The organism is Providencia sp. PROV174, assembly GCF_028480685.1.
GTDB lineage: Bacteria > Pseudomonadota > Gammaproteobacteria > Enterobacterales > Enterobacteriaceae > Providencia > Providencia rettgeri.
Genome location: NZ_JAMPOT010000008.1, coordinates 173373 through 189965 on the forward strand (window position 1 = coordinate 173373; position 16593 = coordinate 189965).

General features: G+C 37.3%; 18 protein-coding genes. 12 read left to right on the plus strand and 6 right to left on the minus strand.

The annotated features are described in order from the left end of the window. Positions 1 to 86 precede the first annotated feature (86 nt). Positions 87 to 986, plus strand: coding sequence for a LysR family transcriptional regulator (locus PSE60_RS06555; protein WP_272664894.1), 900 nt, complete (start codon positions 87 to 89; stop codon positions 984 to 986). Between the two features lie 2 nt (positions 987 to 988). Here the strand turns inward: PSE60_RS06555 and PSE60_RS06560 are convergent, their stop codons facing one another. Then, positions 989 to 1843 (minus strand): helix-turn-helix domain-containing protein, encoded by an 855-nt coding sequence (locus tag PSE60_RS06560; RefSeq protein ID WP_272664895.1) that lies wholly within the window; start codon positions 1841 to 1843, stop codon positions 989 to 991. Positions 1844 to 1996: 153 nt separating this feature from the next. Here PSE60_RS06560 and PSE60_RS06565 point away from each other — a divergent pair, with 153 nt between their 5' ends. The 5 genes from PSE60_RS06565 to PSE60_RS06585 all read left to right on the plus strand — a co-directional run bounded on the left by PSE60_RS06565 (position 1997) and on the right by PSE60_RS06585 (position 6694). After that, positions 1997 to 2539 (plus strand): GNAT family N-acetyltransferase, encoded by a 543-nt coding sequence (locus PSE60_RS06565; protein WP_272664896.1) that lies wholly within the window; start codon positions 1997 to 1999, stop codon positions 2537 to 2539. A 175-nt stretch (positions 2540 to 2714) separates the two neighbouring features. Further along, positions 2715 to 4142: a Na+/H+ antiporter NhaC family protein gene (locus PSE60_RS06570; RefSeq protein ID WP_210838387.1), complete on the plus strand. Its 1428-nt coding sequence runs from the start codon at positions 2715 to 2717 to the stop codon at positions 4140 to 4142. Positions 4143 to 4157: 15 nt separating this feature from the next. Then, the gene (locus PSE60_RS06575; RefSeq protein WP_272664897.1) at positions 4158 to 5147 is read left to right on the plus strand and encodes a D-cysteine desulfhydrase; all 990 of its coding nucleotides are present in this window, start codon (positions 4158 to 4160) and stop codon (positions 5145 to 5147) included. A gap of 130 nt (positions 5148 to 5277) precedes the next feature. Then, the gene (locus tag PSE60_RS06580; protein WP_272664898.1) at positions 5278 to 5799 is read left to right on the plus strand and encodes a GNAT family N-acetyltransferase; all 522 of its coding nucleotides are present in this window, start codon (positions 5278 to 5280) and stop codon (positions 5797 to 5799) included. A gap of 28 nt (positions 5800 to 5827) precedes the next feature. Continuing rightward, positions 5828 to 6694: an SDR family oxidoreductase gene (locus tag PSE60_RS06585; RefSeq protein WP_272664899.1), complete on the plus strand. Its 867-nt coding sequence runs from the start codon at positions 5828 to 5830 to the stop codon at positions 6692 to 6694. Between the two features lie 36 nt (positions 6695 to 6730). Here the strand turns inward: PSE60_RS06585 and PSE60_RS06590 are convergent, their stop codons facing one another. Beyond that, complete coding sequence (locus tag PSE60_RS06590; protein WP_272664900.1) at positions 6731 to 7636, minus strand: DMT family transporter; 906 nt, start codon at positions 7634 to 7636, stop codon at positions 6731 to 6733. A gap of 96 nt (positions 7637 to 7732) precedes the next feature. On the opposite strand from PSE60_RS06590, the gene PSE60_RS06595 reads away from it, so the two are divergent. Continuing rightward, positions 7733 to 8602 (plus strand): LysR family transcriptional regulator, encoded by an 870-nt coding sequence (locus PSE60_RS06595; RefSeq protein ID WP_272664901.1) that lies wholly within the window; start codon positions 7733 to 7735, stop codon positions 8600 to 8602. Here PSE60_RS06595 and yqfB read toward each other — a convergent pair. After that, the gene (gene yqfB / locus PSE60_RS06600; RefSeq protein ID WP_210838397.1) at positions 8599 to 8928 is read right to left on the minus strand and encodes a N(4)-acetylcytidine aminohydrolase; all 330 of its coding nucleotides are present in this window, start codon (positions 8926 to 8928) and stop codon (positions 8599 to 8601) included. The two genes, PSE60_RS06595 and yqfB, sit on opposite strands and share 4 nt — an antisense overlap. 184 nt (positions 8929 to 9112) lie before the next feature. Here yqfB and PSE60_RS06605 point away from each other — a divergent pair, with 184 nt between their 5' ends. Then, positions 9113 to 9895 carry a GNAT family N-acetyltransferase gene (locus PSE60_RS06605; protein WP_272664902.1) on the plus strand — a complete coding sequence of 261 codons (783 nt, stop codon included), beginning with the start codon at positions 9113 to 9115 and terminating at the stop codon, positions 9893 to 9895. A gap of 40 nt (positions 9896 to 9935) precedes the next feature. On the opposite strand, the gene PSE60_RS06610 is transcribed toward PSE60_RS06605, so the two are convergent. The 3 genes from PSE60_RS06610 to PSE60_RS06620 all read right to left on the minus strand — a co-directional run bounded on the left by PSE60_RS06610 (position 9936) and on the right by PSE60_RS06620 (position 12339). Further along, positions 9936 to 10535, minus strand: a complete 600-nt coding sequence (locus PSE60_RS06610; RefSeq protein ID WP_272664903.1) for a LysE family translocator — start codon at positions 10533 to 10535, stop codon at positions 9936 to 9938. A gap of 1 nt (position 10536) precedes the next feature. After that, a complete protein-coding gene (locus PSE60_RS06615) occupies positions 10537 to 11457 on the minus strand; it encodes an alpha/beta hydrolase family protein (RefSeq protein ID WP_272664904.1) in 921 nt (306 codons plus the stop codon). A gap of 111 nt (positions 11458 to 11568) precedes the next feature. Further along, entirely contained in the window at positions 11569 to 12339 is a 771-nt protein-coding gene (locus PSE60_RS06620; RefSeq protein ID WP_272664905.1) for a DeoR/GlpR family DNA-binding transcription regulator, read from the minus strand. Positions 12340 to 12427: 88 nt separating this feature from the next. On the opposite strand from PSE60_RS06620, the gene PSE60_RS06625 reads away from it, so the two are divergent. From PSE60_RS06625 to PSE60_RS06640, 4 genes are all read left to right on the plus strand, one after another. Further along, positions 12428 to 13228 (plus strand): inositol monophosphatase family protein, encoded by an 801-nt coding sequence (locus PSE60_RS06625; RefSeq protein ID WP_272664906.1) that lies wholly within the window; start codon positions 12428 to 12430, stop codon positions 13226 to 13228. A 27-nt stretch (positions 13229 to 13255) separates the two neighbouring features. Continuing rightward, entirely contained in the window at positions 13256 to 14416 is a 1161-nt protein-coding gene (locus PSE60_RS06630) for an MFS transporter (protein ID WP_272664907.1), read from the plus strand. Positions 14417 to 14606: 190 nt separating this feature from the next. Continuing rightward, positions 14607 to 15707, plus strand: a complete 1101-nt coding sequence (locus tag PSE60_RS06635; protein WP_272664908.1) for an NAD(P)/FAD-dependent oxidoreductase — start codon at positions 14607 to 14609, stop codon at positions 15705 to 15707. A gap of 3 nt (positions 15708 to 15710) precedes the next feature. Next, complete coding sequence (locus PSE60_RS06640) at positions 15711 to 16484, plus strand: GNAT family N-acetyltransferase (protein WP_272664909.1); 774 nt, start codon at positions 15711 to 15713, stop codon at positions 16482 to 16484. Positions 16485 to 16593 lie beyond the last annotated feature (109 nt).

Here is a 16593-nt window from a genome sequence, read left to right on the forward strand (position 1 = left end):
TTTTTATTAATGAGCAGAATTTTTTCACATTGATACTCAATGAAAAAGGCGTTAAGGTGAAAATAACTTTTGCCGGATATGCAATAATGAAAATAACTTTTGAAGAGCTTCAAGCCTTTATTAGCGTTGTAGATTGTGGTTCTATCACCGCAGCAGCAGAACAATTAAACATGACAATATCGACAGTAAGTCGTTTATTACTCAGGCTTGAAGAAAAAATAAATACGACATTAATTTACCGAACAACGCGTTCGATTAAACTTAGTGATGAAGGCGCTGCATTTTTGCAGAAATCGCGAAAAATAGTTGAACTAGCTCAAGAAGCTGAAGATATGCTCTCAATACGACAGGCTGTTCCTTCAGGTAAGTTACGTATAGATGCATCAACGCCCTTCTTGACCCATGTTATTGCCCCGTTAATTCCACAATTTTATGCACTTTATCCGCAAATCGAACTTGAGATCCATAACTATGAAGGAATTACTAATCTGTTAGAAAAACGGATTGATGTAGCTTTTCGTATTGGAGTCCTCAAAGATTCTTCACTCAATGCCACCTTATTAGGTTTTAGTCGACAACGACTCGTTGCCAGCCCTGCTTATCTTGAAAAATATGGCGTACCACACAGTATTGAAGAATTAGAACAACACTGTTTATTAGGCTTCACTCAACCTGATTCATTAAATATCTGGCCAGTAAAAACTCAAAATGGGGATTTATTTAAGGTTTCACCTGATATTTCAGGTACTAGCGGTGAAGTTTTATTCCACCTTGCCGTTCAAGGTGCAGGTATTTTATGTTCAGCTGATTTCGTCACACTAGACGCTTTCGCTCGTGGTGAATTAGTACAAGTATTAGAAAAGAAAACCATTAAAATTCGCCAACCTATAAATGCCGTTTACTATCGTAATCAAGCTGTTTCACCACGCTTACGCTGTTTCATTGAATTTATAAAAAAATACTCAACAAAAATTGAACCACATTAATATTATTTATTTTTCCGCTCTTTTTGTTCAATGCGTTTTTTAAATCCCGTTAACGTCATCCCTGTATGCCGTTTAAAGTAGCGGCATAAATAAGATGTATCTTCAAAGTTTAATTCATCCGCAATTTGCTTAATGGATAAATTACCAATTTCTAATAATGCCTTTATTTCTAGAATCACTTGCCTATCAATCAATGCTTTTGGTGAGTCTTTAAAAAAACTTTGACTAATTTTAGATAAATAAAATGGTGTGAGCGACAATTGCTCTGCATAAAATTTCACTTCTTTATGCTGTTTACAGTAAGTGCTGATTAAGTCCCAAAAACGCCAGCACAGTTTCTCTTGGCGGCTGTTATTTTCTGGTTGAATAGAAGTGTGTTGAACGTGATTACTAATTTCTAAAAATAAATTTTGCAAATGGTTTTTTAATTGCAATAACCCATGTCCACTCCAGTTTGACACGATAGTTAAAAGAATATATCTCCAGTTTTCAAATAGTGCAGTTTTTTCTAATGGCGTTGAAATTACAGGGAAGTCATTAAAAAAAGCAAAAAGTTTATGTGGTAATGCATATGCAATTTCTACTGCTAGCTTTTTGTCAATCAACCAATACTCCAAACGAAATTTGCGTGATTTGGCTTGTAGCATTGCAAAGGAATCATCGTACAAAACGATTATGTCGTTTTTTCGTACTGAATACCGTTTGAAATTAATATTGAATATTGCATATCCTTGCTTGCATACACAAACCGCCACATAAGATGTTTTAATCGGTTTAAATTGCATTTCATCCATATTGCTTTCACCAATCCGAATGACTTCAGGCAAATCAATTTGATAATTTTTTAAATGTAGCATGATCGTTGCACTTTAATTTGCACCATATCGCACTACCATAACAAATAAGTTGTCATAAGTACCTAAAATGAACAAATTATGCCCTTATTTTATTTCCATAAATACCTAAAATAGCTTTCAAGTTAGGAGATGCCATAATGAGGAGATGATAAAATGGTACTTACAACAAATAGGTTAGTATTGCGTCCTTGGCAAGAAACAGATGCCGCTGATTTATATTTCTATGCAAAAGATGAAAGAATTGGCCCAATCGCAGGTTGGCCTGCACACAAAAGCGAAGAAGAGAGTCTTTCTATCATCAAGAATATTTTTATGCGTGATGAAATTTACGCTGTAACGTTAAAAAATGAGAACCAAGCTATTGGCTTGATTGGTTTATCATTCAGCCATGAAAGTAATTTTTCTATTGGTGAAAATGATGCAGAAGTTAGCTATTGGATAGGTGTACCGTTCTGGGGAAAAGGTATTATTCCAGAATCAATTAACGCCATCATGCACCATGCTTTCACTGATTTGAAATTAGATAATTTGTGGTGCGGTTACTTTCAAGGCAACGAACAATCTAAAATTGCTCAAGAAAAATGTGGCTTCAAATACTATGCAACTCTTGAACCACAATTTATTGAATTAATTGGTGAAACTAAAACAGAAGATATTAGTAAAATAACGGCTAAAGAGTGGCAAGCTCGACAGTAATATTTGATTCTATCTATACATATGGCCAACATTTATCTGTTTGGCCTTTTTCTTATTAATTTATTGTCACAACCCATTTCAAACTACATAAAATTATTCTACCGTGTTCCTATTAATGCTATGATTTTTCAATAATTATAAAATTCATATTTTCTCTCAGATCACAGGTAAACACATGCAGGACTATGGTATTTGGACCGTTATCACTCCCATTGTGACTATAATATTGGCGATATTAACTCGCCAAGTCATGCTTTCATTAATGTTAGGAATACTCGTTGGTTTTACTGTCATTCATGACCACAACGTATTATTAGGTGTTCAAGGTACCGTTGATGGTATTATTGATACGTTTTCATCTGCAGGGAATACGCGAACAATTGTCTTTATGGTTATGATCGGTGGGATCATGAGGCTTGTTGTGGTTACCGGTGGTGTTCGTGCGTTAGTTCAGTTACTTACCAATAAGACAAAATTAATTAAAAACCGTAAATCTACCCAGTTGCTTGCTATTATCATTACTTCTCTTATTTTTATTGAAAGCTCAATTAACCAATTAGTCGCCGGCGCCTCAACTAAAAATCTAGCACGGCAATATGGTGTTGCCCCTGAAAAAATGTCCTATATTATCCAAACAGCGTGTGTTTCTGTTTGTTCCTCGGCCATCATCAATGGTTGGGGAGCGGTAATAATGGGGTTAATTGGGGTACAAATATCCCAAGGACTGATTCAAGGCGAGCCTTTTGATATTTTAATTACGTCGATTGGCTACAATTTAATGGCATGGCTATCCATTATAACTATCCTATTCTATGTATTTACTAACATTTCATGGGGTCCCATGAAAAAAGCAGAAGATACATACCGACAAAATTTTATTGCTGGGAATATTTCTCAATTACAAAGCCAAGAGAACGAAGAAGAGATTATTGATCACCCTAATGCTCATTCTTCATTAAACTTCTTTATACCTATTTTATCTACGGTATTAATGGTCCCTATCGCACTATACATCACAGGTGACGGTGACTTTAGCAAAGGAAGCGGTTCGACCTCCGTATATTGGGGAGTCATGTTTGGTACCGTGGTATCTTTCTGTTGGTTTATCGGTCGACGGCTACTAAATATTGATGCGTTCTTTAAAGAGTTATTTATCGGCTACGCCAATATGCTAAAAATTAGCTCCATTATGATTTTAGCATTCTTAATGGGAAATGTTTCTGCTGAGTTAAACACAGGCGCTTATATTGCTGAAGTCACTCAAGGCGTTATGGCTCCAGGTTTTTCTATTGGTTTTATCTTTATAATTAGCGCCATTATGTCTTTAGCAACAGGTACCTCTTGGGGAACTTTCGCAATAATGATCCCTATCGGAGTTCAATTAGGTTTATCTGTAGGAATGCCTGTGGAATATATGATTGGTGCCGCAATTTCTGGCTCAATATTTGGCGATATGACCTCTCCAATTTCTGCGGATGCTATTGTTGCTTCAATGGCAACAGACTGCGAACATATTGAGCACATTCGAACACAGATGCCTTATGCATTAGTGACTGCCAGTATTGTTCTTGCTATTTACCTTTACCTTGGTTTCTCTTATTAATTATTGGGAGTTTAGATGTCTCTTCAACAACGACTAGCACAGTTTGCAAAAATAGATTTACTTAACGCATCGACTCCACTTAATCGATTGAATAATTTATCGCATACATTTGGTCGTGAGATTTATATAAAGCGTGATGATATGACCCCCCTTGCCATGGGAGGAAATAAACTGCGTAAACTAGAATTTTTAATGGCCGATGCATTAGCCAAAAAAGCAAAAATTATTGTTACTGCGGGGGCAATTCAATCAAACCATGTCCGCCAAACTGCCGCGGTTGTCGCTATGTATGGGCTTGAATGCGTTGCATTGTTAGAAAATCCAATTCAAAGTGATAACCCTAATTTTCTTCATAATGGTAATAAATTATTAACTGATTTATTTGCCACTCGTTGTGTTATGTGTGATGAACTAACCGATCCTCAATCTCAACTGGAAGAATTAATTAAAACCCTTTCTCTTAAAGATGCCTATATTGTCCCTGTAGGAGGGTCAAATGCATTAGGTGCCTTAGGCTATATTCAATGCGCTATTGAAATAGCTCAGCAGAAGCCAGAACATATTGAATTTGACAAAGTTATTGTTGCATCAGGAAGTGCTGGAACACATGCAGGGCTTGCTATTGGCTTGCAAGAACTATTACCACAAAGTCAAGTGATTGGTGTAACCGTATCAAGAAAACAACAAGACCAAGCCCCTAAAGTTGAGAAATTACAAACCGAATTGACCCAATTGTTGGATCTAACTAAAACACCTAAAGTGCAGCTATGGGATAACTTCTTTGCCCCCATGTATGGAATGCCAAACCAAAAAGGCCTCGCTGCAATCAGTTTATTAGCGAGGCAAGAAGGTATTTTATTAGACCCAGTTTATACCGGTAAAGCCATGGCTGGATTAATTGACTACTTAGAAAACTCTGAAGAAAAAACACCCATTCTATTTGTTCATACAGGTGGAGCCCAAGCGTTATTTGCTTATTCAGATATTAGCCAAGCAATTAAATAATTACCATCAGATAAAAGGGCTAAATAGTCCTTTTATCTTCTCTCTAATACCAAAAATGCTCTACTTTTCCTCTTCTATGACATTTATCAATTGATTGCTATACACTGATAAAGCACAGGAGAAAACATTTATGAACCAAGTTCCCCATATACTAAAAAAAGCAACGAAACATGACGTGTTATTACTACATAAAATAGGTACGGAAAGTTATTTGCATCATTTTGCTACATTATGGAATAGCCAAAATGAACTTAACACATATTTAAATCAAGAATATAGCACATCTAAAATCACTGAGGACCTTAATCAACAACATATTGATTGGTATATTATTGAAAATACGAGCCCAATCGGTTTAGTAAAACTAACCTATCACTCCTCTATACCTGAAACTGATTTAGTTGGTACTTTGTTAAATAAGCTTTACTTCTCTCCTGGCGCTACAGGTAAAGGTTATGGAAAAACCGTATTTAAATTAATAGAAGCGCTCGCAAAACAACAAGGTGACTCTTTGCTATGGCTAGATGTCCTCGCAAGTAACACTCGAGCAATGACATTTTATCAGTCAAACGATATGCACATTCTGAAAGAAATTTTATTTACAAGCGAAACTCAGCAATCTCTTGAATATATTATGAGCAAAAAACTTTAACTGTATATATTGTAACTATAGGATATTCATGAAAAATACAATTCTTATCACTGGTGCGACAGGCCAGGTTGGTCATTACCTTATCCAATCATTACAGAACAAAGGCTATCATGATATTGTTTTAGCGGTTAGAGATCCTGCTAAATTGAAAAACACACCTTATCGAACTGTTGTTATGGATTATGATAAGCCAGATACTATTGAAACCGCTTTACAAGGTATAGACTCCGTTTTCATGATGACGGGCTATACCATTGATATGCTTGTACAAAGTAAGATCTTCATTGATATTGCAAAAAAATCGTCCGTGAAATATATCGTACATTTAGGTGCCTGTGGGGATGATAGCGCTCAAGTGGCACATTGGGCATGGCACCAGCTTATTGAACGCTATATTGAATGGTCAGGAATACAATTTACTCACCTTCGTCCCGAATCTTATATGCAAAACTTACTGGGTTATCAAGGGGATGAGAACTTACAAAAAGGTGTCTTGCGCTCTTATTTTGGCAATGCGGTACTCAGCTGGGTTGACTGTGCCGATGTTGCTGAGCTAGCAGCTTATTGCTTACTTAACCCGCAACAACATACAGGACAAATTTATCGTCTTGGTTATGAAAACAAAAATTACACACAAATAGCTGAATTATTAACAGAACAATTGGGGATCCCTTTCAGCTATCAGGCAGAAAATCCCAATGAGTTTTGGCAACATGCCCTTAAAAATAATTTAGAACTCGCTTATATGAAAAGTATCTATGACCATTATGTCGCTTTTACCAATGGGGAATTAGACCGTTCAGGGATGATTTTTGATAATTTTCAAGCAATAACGGGTAAAGCACCAACATCACTAAAAGAATTTATTTTAAAACATCAAGAAAAATTTAAGTAAATTTAAAATAGGCCTCTAATTTGGCCTATTTTTATATTATCTTTTATTCGCAATAAGTATTCCCAAAACAATTAATATTCCGCCAATAAAAATCACTGTACTGATTTGCTCATTAAGAAATAGAGTTCCCACAATAACCGCACTCAGCGGATTTAGTGCAATAAATGCCCCTGCACCCGCAGCCCCTAATTGTGAGACTCCCTGATAATACCAAACGTAAGCTATTGCAGACCCCAAAATACCCAAATAGCCCAAACTCACTAAATCTTTTAGAGAAAATAATGATACAGTATCTAATGTGATATCTAGACACAATGACGTTACTATCAATAACAAGGTCCCAAATAACACAGCGTAAGTTACCGTATGTAATGCTCCAATTTCTTTAATAACGTTTTTACCTGCTACAGTATAAATCCCCCAACTGATTACACATCCTAAAATTGCTAGATCTCCTTTACTAACCATAAAAATATCACTACTCGGTGTTTTCTCTGACAACAAAATTATTGCCCCAACAACACATAACGTAATCCCAACACCTTTTTTCAATGAAACCTTTTCTTGCCAAAGAAGAAAAGAAATGAACGCTATCATGGCAGGGTTAATGGCGACTAATAATGCGGCTCTTGACGCAGGGATAATTTGTAAACCATAAAAAAATAAAATTTGATAGATAAACACGCCACTGGCCCCTAATAACATAATCTGCCATAGCTGCCTTTTATTTATTCGTTTCCAACCTAATCGACCGAGTATAATGACAAGAACCAACGAAATACTGGCAAAAAGAAAACGCACCGTCGCGGATAATAACGGTGGAATTTCAGGTTGAATAACCCTACCCGCAATGAATGTTCCCCCCCAAATGACAGATACAAATACCATTTGGAAAAATATAAAATTACTTGGTCGTCTTTTCATTACTGTTATATTGCTCATCCATGTATTCCCTGTTATCAACTCATATTTATCTTCTCTTTACATGATGGATAAGCTAACCTTAATGCTAGGTCATATCCTAATGAGCATTTACTCATGACATTAAGCCAACTTGAAATATTCACAATTGTTGCCGAACTCAAAAGTTTTACGCTTGCTGCAATGAAATTAAACATCTCTCAGTCAGCCATTTCACACGCGATAAAATCCCTTGAAAAAGATCTTGGTGTCGTGTTATTCACTCGAGAACAAAATCAAACCACGTTAACTGAGATAGGGAAAAAGCTCTTATTAAGAGCTCATAATATGCTCAATATTCAGGAGGCGATGAAGCAAGAAGCATTTGCTGCAAATGGTCTGAAGGCGGGTATTCTGCGAATTGGTTCTTTTGGTCCCGGGTCATCTTTAGGGCTGTTACCTCCATTACTCGATAGGTTTCGCCAAAAATATCCATTGATAAATATTATGGTTGATGAAGGTGATGATGAAACCGTTACACAGTGGTTACAAGAAAAGCGAATTGATATTGGTGTTGTCGTTTTACCCGATGAACGCTTTGATACGTTTAAAGTCAAAGACGACCAAATGGTTGCTATACTGCCATTAGGCCATCCTCTGGCAAATGAATCGTCTATTTCTTTGAAACAGCTTTGTGATTATCCATTTAATTTAACCCAAGCAGGTTCTGGAAAAATCGTTCTAGATTTATTTCATGCACAAAAATTAACGCCAAAAATTCAATTTAAAACAAAACAATTGCTAAGTACTTTTACACTCGTTGCTCGGGGAGAAGCTATTTCTATTGTTGCACAACTAGCAATTCCTACGCATCTTCAAGACATCGTGATTAAACCCCTTAACCCACCAGTTAAGCGCAGTATTGCTTTTGCTGTTAATAACGAAAACCAAGCATCACCTGCAACAAAGGCATTTTTACAAATTGCCAAAAAACTATATTGTGATTAGTCAGTGCTATTCAGCAATTGGTAAGTGATTACGTATAAATATTGCTCATTTGGGTAAATTTCTTTGATAAGCGCTTTCAACGTCTCTAAACTCATGGCTTCTTGCTTAGCATGGTATTCAGAAATGTCATCATAAGAAATGGGCTCTACCGACAGTATTTTAATATCAGTATAATATTCACCTGTTTCCAACGCATATACCTTCACAATAGTCCCAGGAACATAATCACTCTCGCTTTTATCACGGATAGTGATAATTTTTTTACCGGAAACCACCAATGGAAGTAAACGTTCAAAAAAGGTTATCGTGTCTGGTGTGTTATTCATAATAATTCTCTTATTTTTATACCATGTCTTCTCTAGGAAGGCCTATTTTCTTATAACTCCAATAAATTGCAATAAAATGGTTCTTTTTGTGCTTTCAATTATACGAATGCTATAGCGAACATTCCATTTTATATACAATCAAGCCATAAAAATATTATCTACGACTATAAACTGAGTACGCATAATGGATAACAATGAAAATTTGTTTTATCAACAAGAACACTACTTTTGGTCTGCTATATGTGCAAATGTAGTGAAAATCAGCAACCAAACTAGTGCTTACTTTTCTGAGCTACCATTACCTATATTTAATTATATTTACCTCCACCAAGGCGCGCTCATTTCAGATTACGAGAAGGCTGAAATGCTGTTCAAACAACAAGCTAAGCCTTATGTACTTATTGTTCATGACCAAATACATTCACTATTTGAGTCAGAAATAATAGCTCGGGGATTAATCTACGATGGTGAATCAACCGCAATGATTTTGCCGCAAGACGTTCTATCTCAATACAATTCACCACCGCAGCTTAATGCTGGTTTTCAGGTTGTGTTAAGCAATAATCAACTCAAAGATTGGGCTCAGCCTTTAATTACTGCATTCCCTATCGATGCTGATACAAATGAAGATGACTCAACTGTTACCGACGAGTATATTCGTTATCACCAAAGAGCACTTGATAAACAAACTAATATGGTACACTTAGTCTTATTTGCAGATCAGCAACCAGTCTCAACCTTAACTATGACATTTAATAATAAGACGGCTCGACTGGATGATATTGGCACCGATATTCAATACCAAGGTAAAGGGCTCGCGACTTTACTTATTAAACATGCGCTATACCTTTGCCATCAACAAGGGGTTAAACAGTGTGTATTGGAGTCATCCAGTGAAGGGTTATCTATCTACAAAAAACTGGGTTTTGTACCTATATTTAATTACTACAGCTATATTTCGGAGTGATTTTATAAAATGCATCTTAATAAACAAGGTGCATTTTACTTTACCTAAAAAGATAAGGCTCGAATGTAATCACTAATAGCAAGACTCCCCCTCCAATATTAATGTATTTTCGTAATGTTGAGACTTTAAGGGAGGAAGAAGAAATAATTAAAGCGGAACAAGAAACCAGCAGCCATAACGCCATCATGATAATATGGATAAGTGATAATACTAGAAAGTTAGCGAGTGACGGGTCTGCTCCTGCATATTTAGAAACAACAACTAAATATAAAATAATCGCTTTTGGGTTAAGTAAATTAGCTAAATAAGCATCTTTGACCGTGATTTTTTTTATTTCTTGAGAGCTTTCTATTTTACCGGCATTAACCCCTGAGATGATCAATGAAACTGCAAGATACAATAGATATAACGTACCTAAAATGCCAATTAAATTCATTACCCACTGGTAAGAAACCAGTACTTTACTTAAACCAATTCCAACTAAAAAACCATGAGTTAAAATGCCTAATCCTGTTCCAACAATAGGTATGAACAGCCCTCTAATACCTTGGTTTAATACACTATTTAAAGCAATCGCAAAGCTTGCTCCCGGTGACACGACAATGGGAAATAATATAACGATAAATCCGAGTATATCCACTTTATTTTGTCACCGTTTGGTACCAATGTTGAATATCTGTCACAATTTGTTCAGTATGTAACTGCCCATCTTTATCTTTAAAAAAATGGTCTAAATCTTGATATGTTCGGTAGCTGACATGGGGATTACGGATTTGTTTCATCATATTATTTGTACCATGAGCATCCACGTTGGTATCCGCCATCGTTTGTATCACCAAATGTGGAGTTTTAACTGACTGAATAAGTTTTAAATTGTCAATGGTGAGCATCTCATACCACCATTTCGGACCATGACCGCTGACAAATTGGTCGTTGTTTAATTGCTTTTGTTTTACTGCTTCTGCAAATTGTTTAAAACCTTCTTTTGAGTTAGCAATTTCTTCTTTAGGTGTATTATTTTCAATACTATACAGAACATCATTAATAAAATATTGGCCGCCGACATTCAATGCAACGGATGCGGTTATAAAGTTTTCTTGTGCAACAATTAAATTAGTTACCAGTGCACCTTCACTTCCGCCTAATAGCACTATGTGTTGGTAATCATTTTTTAATTGTTGTAATACTGCCACATAATTATTGGCGCGTTCTAATGGTGAATCTTTCGACATATAGTCAACAGGACATTCTTCTTCCGAAGCTTCTTCATCATTAGCCCCCACTAGGTTGTTTAGCCCTGTTTTTTCAACTAATAAAATATCATTATCAGGAAATACCACACCGAAATTTTTCAGCATGTTTGGATTATTAATGACGCTTTTACAATCAGAGCCTTGTAATAGAACTAATAAATCCTTTGATTTTTCGGCTTGTTTTTGGATTAAGTAATAGTTTATTTCTTTTCCTGCAAAGTGCATGGTTTGCATATTCACAGATAAATCCTGAGCAAATACACCCAATGAATAAAGTGAAAGTAACAAGGTAGTCATTTTTAATTTCATCGCGCACTCATCATGTCTATAAGGGCCTTTCGAAGATATTATATTGATTTTTTTATAACAAATAGCACCTAAAATGCCCTCACGATACAAAATAAAAATTACATATATAACCTATGCTTGAGCAATCTTTATTGCCATATTAGTAAACAAGTCAGTCGTTTGTTTACTCAATTCTGTTGTCATAACTAAGATTGAAATTTGTTCACAATTGGCAATCTTATACCTCGCGACTCCAGGTAATTTGTCTGCGGTCACTCCCATAATGACTTGATTACTGCGTTCAAAAAGGATTTTCTTAAATTTAGACTCTTCATAATCAAATATCGAAACCCCCATTTGTGGATCTAAAGCACAGCCACCAATAAAGCATTGGTCAAAATGGATTTGATTGATTTGATTTACTGCAGAAATATCAATACTCGCGCCAACTTGGCGGTTTAATTTTCCACCAATTAAAATCACTTCACATAGTGGCTTCTTCATTAGTTCTAATGCTATTGCTGGAGAATGAGTCACAACCGTCAACGATAGTTCTGAAGGTAAATAACGAGCGATTTCTAAGTTAGTTGAACCTGAGTCAATAAAAATACAGGTATTTTGTTTGACTAGTTTATTGCAAGCCTTCGCTATTTTGATTTTTTCATCTTGGTTTTGTGTCGTTCTCTGCTCGAATGTGCCCTTTTCCTCAAGCATACTGACCGCACCGCCATGGACTCGACGACAAACGCCTTCTTGTGCTAATTCATTTAAATCCCTGCGAATAGTATGCTCTGATACTTGCATTTCACGGGCTAACGTCGTGCAAACCACACGCCCTTCATCTTGTAGTAACTGGCGAATTTTATTTTGCCTTTGTTCTGGAAAAGCGACATAATCGAGCATACACTTCCTCATTAACTTTTTTTAGCAATCATAATCGAGCAAGAAAAGATGTCAAACACTATCTTGTTCAGCACTCGAGGACAACTAAATGACACACTCTCAGTTACCAGATAGCTTTTTCTTACATGAACTTGCCAATACTGCCGGTAAAATTTCTCTTGAATACTATCGAACAAATGAACTTAGTGTTATTGAAAACAAACCCAAAGCCAACTATCGCTTCGACCCAGTCACTCAAGCGGATAAGCTCGCAGAAAAAGCCATGCGAGAACTGATATCTAAACATTATCCAACGCATTCTATCATGGGTGAAGAATATGGAATAACGGGTATAGGTCCCATTCAATGGGTACTTGATCCCATCGATGGAACCCGCCCTTTCCTTTGTGGGCTCCCTTTATGGGCAAACTTGATAGGCCTAACTGAGCATGGCAAAGCGGTTATGGGAATGATGAGCCAACCCTATATTGGCGAACGTTTTTGGGCAGACCAACACGGGAGTTGGACTAGTAGCTCTCACGGACAATATCGCTTATCTACTCGCAAACACGTCAAACTCGAACAAGCCATCTTGCATACCACATCGCCTGAGCCTATAGCAGCACGGCCAGACATTCATTTTATGGCGCTTGAGAAACAAGTATTAATGACTCGCTATGGGGGAGAATGCTATGCAATGGCAATGCTAGCAGCGGGTAGAATCGATATTTGTGTCGAATTCGCACTGGAACCTTATGATATTGTTCCATTAATCCCTATTATAGAACGTGCTGGTGGCATAGTGACTACATTAGATGGCAGCCGAGCTGAAGCAGGCGGTGCTGTTGTAGCCACGGGTTGCCCATACCTTCATGAACAAATTCTGACTATCTTAAATACAGGTAGTTAATTTTATCTTTTTAAGAAGCCCTATAAAATGCAATCTACTCAACAAGTTAATAGCCATGTTTCCTTGATACCCGCAAAAAGGGAGCAAGTTTCTACTCGAATTATTTTTTTTATTGCTGGTTTTGTTACCGCGGCTTGGGCAGCCATTGTTCCTTATGTCAAACTTAACACAGGAGCAAATGATGCCACCCTTGGCATGCTACTATTATGTTTCGGTGGAGGGGCACTTATTGCTATGCCGGTGACCGGAGCATTAGCGGCCAAGTATGGCTGCCGCCGTTTAATGGTTTTTTCCACTATCGCCTTTTGTTTGTTATTCCCCATTTTATCTTCTTTATCGCAAGTTAACTTCATCATCGTTGCTTTGTTATTTTTTGGAATTTTCATTGGGTTAACAGATTGCGCGATGAACATCCAAGCTGTTATTGTTGAAAAATCATCCGACAAGCCAATTATGTCTGGTTTTCACGGTTTTTATAGTGTCGGAGGTATAGCAGGTGCAGGTACCATGAGTTTGATCTTGCTACTTGGTGTTTCCGCGACAATGGCATCAATCATTATTTCAATTGTTGCGGTGGTTCTATTAGCGGCTTGCTATAACGGTTTAATCCCTTACGCTAACGCCCCAACTGGCCCCCTTATCGCTATTCCGAAAGGCATTGTTTTAGTTATTGGGATTGTTTGTTTTGCCGTTTTTCTTGCTGAAGGTGCAGTTCTTGACTGGGGAGCTGTATTTTTAATTGAACACCATGGATTAAAAGAAACTTTAGGCGGTTTAGGGTTTGCGGCTTTCGCCACAACCATGACTATTGGCCGATTATTGGGTGACAAAATTGTTATGCGAGTCGGTTCTGCTCGTGTCGTATTTTTAGGTGCTTTACTCGCTTGCCTTGGTTTTGTTATTGCTGTTTTATCTCCTCATCTCATATTTGCCATCATAGGTTTTGCATTAGTCGGTGCGGGTTCATCTAATATAGTCCCAGTGATGTTTTCTGCTGTAGGGAAGCAAAAAACGATGCCAGAGGCTCTTGCTGTACCCGCAATTTCAACTTTAGGCTATTTAGGTATTTTGGCTGGACCTGCAGCTATTGGTTTTGTTGCTTTTCAATTATCCTTGGCAACTGCATTATTATTAATTTCTGCATTATTAGTTATTATTGCTTTTGTAACTCGTTTTATTCGCGTGTAATTTTTTGAATCTCTTAAGGCTACTGCGTTGTAGCCTTACACTCCATTTTCCCTCATCAATTGTTCATATCTGATAAAAATGGGAACAATCGTGCTCTATTTATAGATTCCATATATATAATTATTCATTAAACTATTAAAATTCCATCTGATTTTTCTACTAGCGACTTCCATATATACACTGAGGCTAAATGAACCCTACTCATAAAAAAAAGATTATTATTATTGGTGCTGGCTTTGTGGGTACAACATTAGCTTGGTATCTATCAAGACAATCTGATACGCAGGTCATTTTGCTTGATAAAGCACACGCTGGCCAAGGTGTCACACAGCACGCTTTCGCTTGGTTGAATGTGTCATATGGAAGGCCTGATGCATATAATCAACTTCGACAACAAGCCCTCGTGGCATGGCATGAACTCGATAAACACACAAATGGAAAGTTAAATATCCAATGGATAGGCGCTCTCAGTTGGCAGGAAACAGATTCAGCAACTGCAGAATATGTCTACCACTACCAACAAAGTGGATTTAATGTCGAATTATTGGACAAATCAACCGTACACAAGATGGAACCTTTCTTGTCTGCTTTACCTGAACTTGCTGCATTTTGCCCAGATGAAGGTAGTGTTGACCCGATTCATGCAACAAAAGCGTTACTATCCCTTGCTATCGAACAAGGTGTTGTCTATTTACCTCAGCAGGAAGTTCACACTATTTTGCAGGAAAATGGACGCATAATTGGCGTAAATACCCATAAAAATACGTTTTTAGCTGAACAGGTTATCGTGACTGCTGGCGCAGACGCAACCGCCCTTATGCAATCACTTGATGTTGAATTACCGGTTACCGCCTCTCCTTCTATCATTGTGCACATCAATGATTCCACCGAACAAACATTGGTTCAACATATCATTTCAACACCACAAATGGAGCTACGACCGGCAGGTTCAGGTAAAATACTCTGTGCTGAAGATTATATTAGCGAAAAGCTCGAACACAGTGCAGTGGCTATCGCACAAAACGCCCTTACAACGATTAAAAATTCATTTATAGGTAGTAACACGTTAAATCTTGAAAACGCTTTCATAGGAATGCGACCTATGCCTAAAGATGAGATGCCAATTGTCGGAAAAGTTGCTGATTTTGAAGGTTTATATATTATCAGTATGCACGCTGCGATTACGCTAGCGCCTTTGATATGCCAATTGGCTCAAGATGAAATCTTGCATGGAATTGAACAAGCTGCATTAGGCCCATATCGATTAACTCGTTTTGTATCAGGTAACTGACAAATGAATATTCCGTTGTACTATTTAAGACATTATCAATCGATTGAAAAAACATTTTGGACATCTATTTGTGAACATAGTATCCAGATTGCACAACACACCATTTGCTATTTAACGCCCCTTAATTCACCGGCGTTTAACTTCATTTATTTGCAGCCTGACTCGACCAGTCACGCCTTTATGCAGGCTCACAACCTGTTTGTTTCACAGAAGAAAAACCATACCTTAGTGATCCCCGAAGAGATGATCCAGCAGGTGGTTACTGAGGCTGAGTCACTAGGTTACAAACGTGACAGCGTCACCACTGCAATGGCATTGACCTTAGCAAAACAAAATGAGGTTGAACTGCCTGATAACCAAGTCGATATCGTTTTAGCGAATCACGATTTGTCTTTGTGGGCAAAGCCACTTGTTTCCGCATTTTATTTATCTGAAGAGCACGACCAAGTTATTAAAGAATATGTGCGTTATCATGAGGATGCTTTGCAACAAGGTGCACCGCAATTTCACCTTGTGTTGCTCGTCAACGGAGAACCAGCGACCTCAATGACCGTGACAATTGAAGGAACGTTAGCCCGTTTTGATGATATTGGTACTGAGCCAAGCCATCAAGGTAATGGTTATGCATCACAACTCATTGATTATGCTTTAGCATTTTGCCGCCAGCAAGGTGTAGAGCACTGTTTCCTTGATGCTTCAGAAGCAGGATTTGACCTGTATAAAAAATTTGGTTTTGAGCCATTATTTCGCTATATCAATTATGTCTGGTGCAAATAATTTAAAGCAATAGTGTTATTTGTAGAGGCATCTAATCTGGGATCATTGTTCATACAATGGTTCCAAATTCAGCCATTTCCAGATCAACTCTAGTGACAAAATTGTCTGA

Coding starts and splice junctions, on each gene's coding strand:
- PSE60_RS06555 (WP_272664894.1), top strand. CDS start 87: ATGAAAATAACTTTTGAAGAGCTTCAAGCCTTTATTAGCGTTGTAGAT.
- PSE60_RS06560 (WP_272664895.1), bottom strand. CDS start 1,843: ATGCTACATTTAAAAAATTATCAAATTGATTTGCCTGAAGTCATTCGG.
- PSE60_RS06565 (WP_272664896.1), top strand. CDS start 1,997: ATGGTACTTACAACAAATAGGTTAGTATTGCGTCCTTGGCAAGAAACA.
- PSE60_RS06570 (WP_210838387.1), top strand. CDS start 2,715: ATGCAGGACTATGGTATTTGGACCGTTATCACTCCCATTGTGACTATA.
- PSE60_RS06575 (WP_272664897.1), top strand. CDS start 4,158: ATGTCTCTTCAACAACGACTAGCACAGTTTGCAAAAATAGATTTACTT.
- PSE60_RS06580 (WP_272664898.1), top strand. CDS start 5,278: ATGAACCAAGTTCCCCATATACTAAAAAAAGCAACGAAACATGACGTG.
- PSE60_RS06585 (WP_272664899.1), top strand. CDS start 5,828: ATGAAAAATACAATTCTTATCACTGGTGCGACAGGCCAGGTTGGTCAT.
- PSE60_RS06590 (WP_272664900.1), bottom strand. CDS start 7,636: ATGAGCAATATAACAGTAATGAAAAGACGACCAAGTAATTTTATATTT.
- PSE60_RS06595 (WP_272664901.1), top strand. CDS start 7,733: ATGACATTAAGCCAACTTGAAATATTCACAATTGTTGCCGAACTCAAA.
- yqfB (WP_210838397.1), bottom strand. CDS start 8,928: ATGAATAACACACCAGACACGATAACCTTTTTTGAACGTTTACTTCCA.
- PSE60_RS06605 (WP_272664902.1), top strand. CDS start 9,113: ATGGATAACAATGAAAATTTGTTTTATCAACAAGAACACTACTTTTGG.
- PSE60_RS06615 (WP_272664904.1), bottom strand. CDS start 11,457: ATGAAATTAAAAATGACTACCTTGTTACTTTCACTTTATTCATTGGGT.
- PSE60_RS06620 (WP_272664905.1), bottom strand. CDS start 12,339: ATGCTCGATTATGTCGCTTTTCCAGAACAAAGGCAAAATAAAATTCGC.
- PSE60_RS06625 (WP_272664906.1), top strand. CDS start 12,428: ATGACACACTCTCAGTTACCAGATAGCTTTTTCTTACATGAACTTGCC.
- PSE60_RS06630 (WP_272664907.1), top strand. CDS start 13,256: ATGCAATCTACTCAACAAGTTAATAGCCATGTTTCCTTGATACCCGCA.
- PSE60_RS06635 (WP_272664908.1), top strand. CDS start 14,607: ATGAACCCTACTCATAAAAAAAAGATTATTATTATTGGTGCTGGCTTT.
- PSE60_RS06640 (WP_272664909.1), top strand. CDS start 15,711: ATGAATATTCCGTTGTACTATTTAAGACATTATCAATCGATTGAAAAA.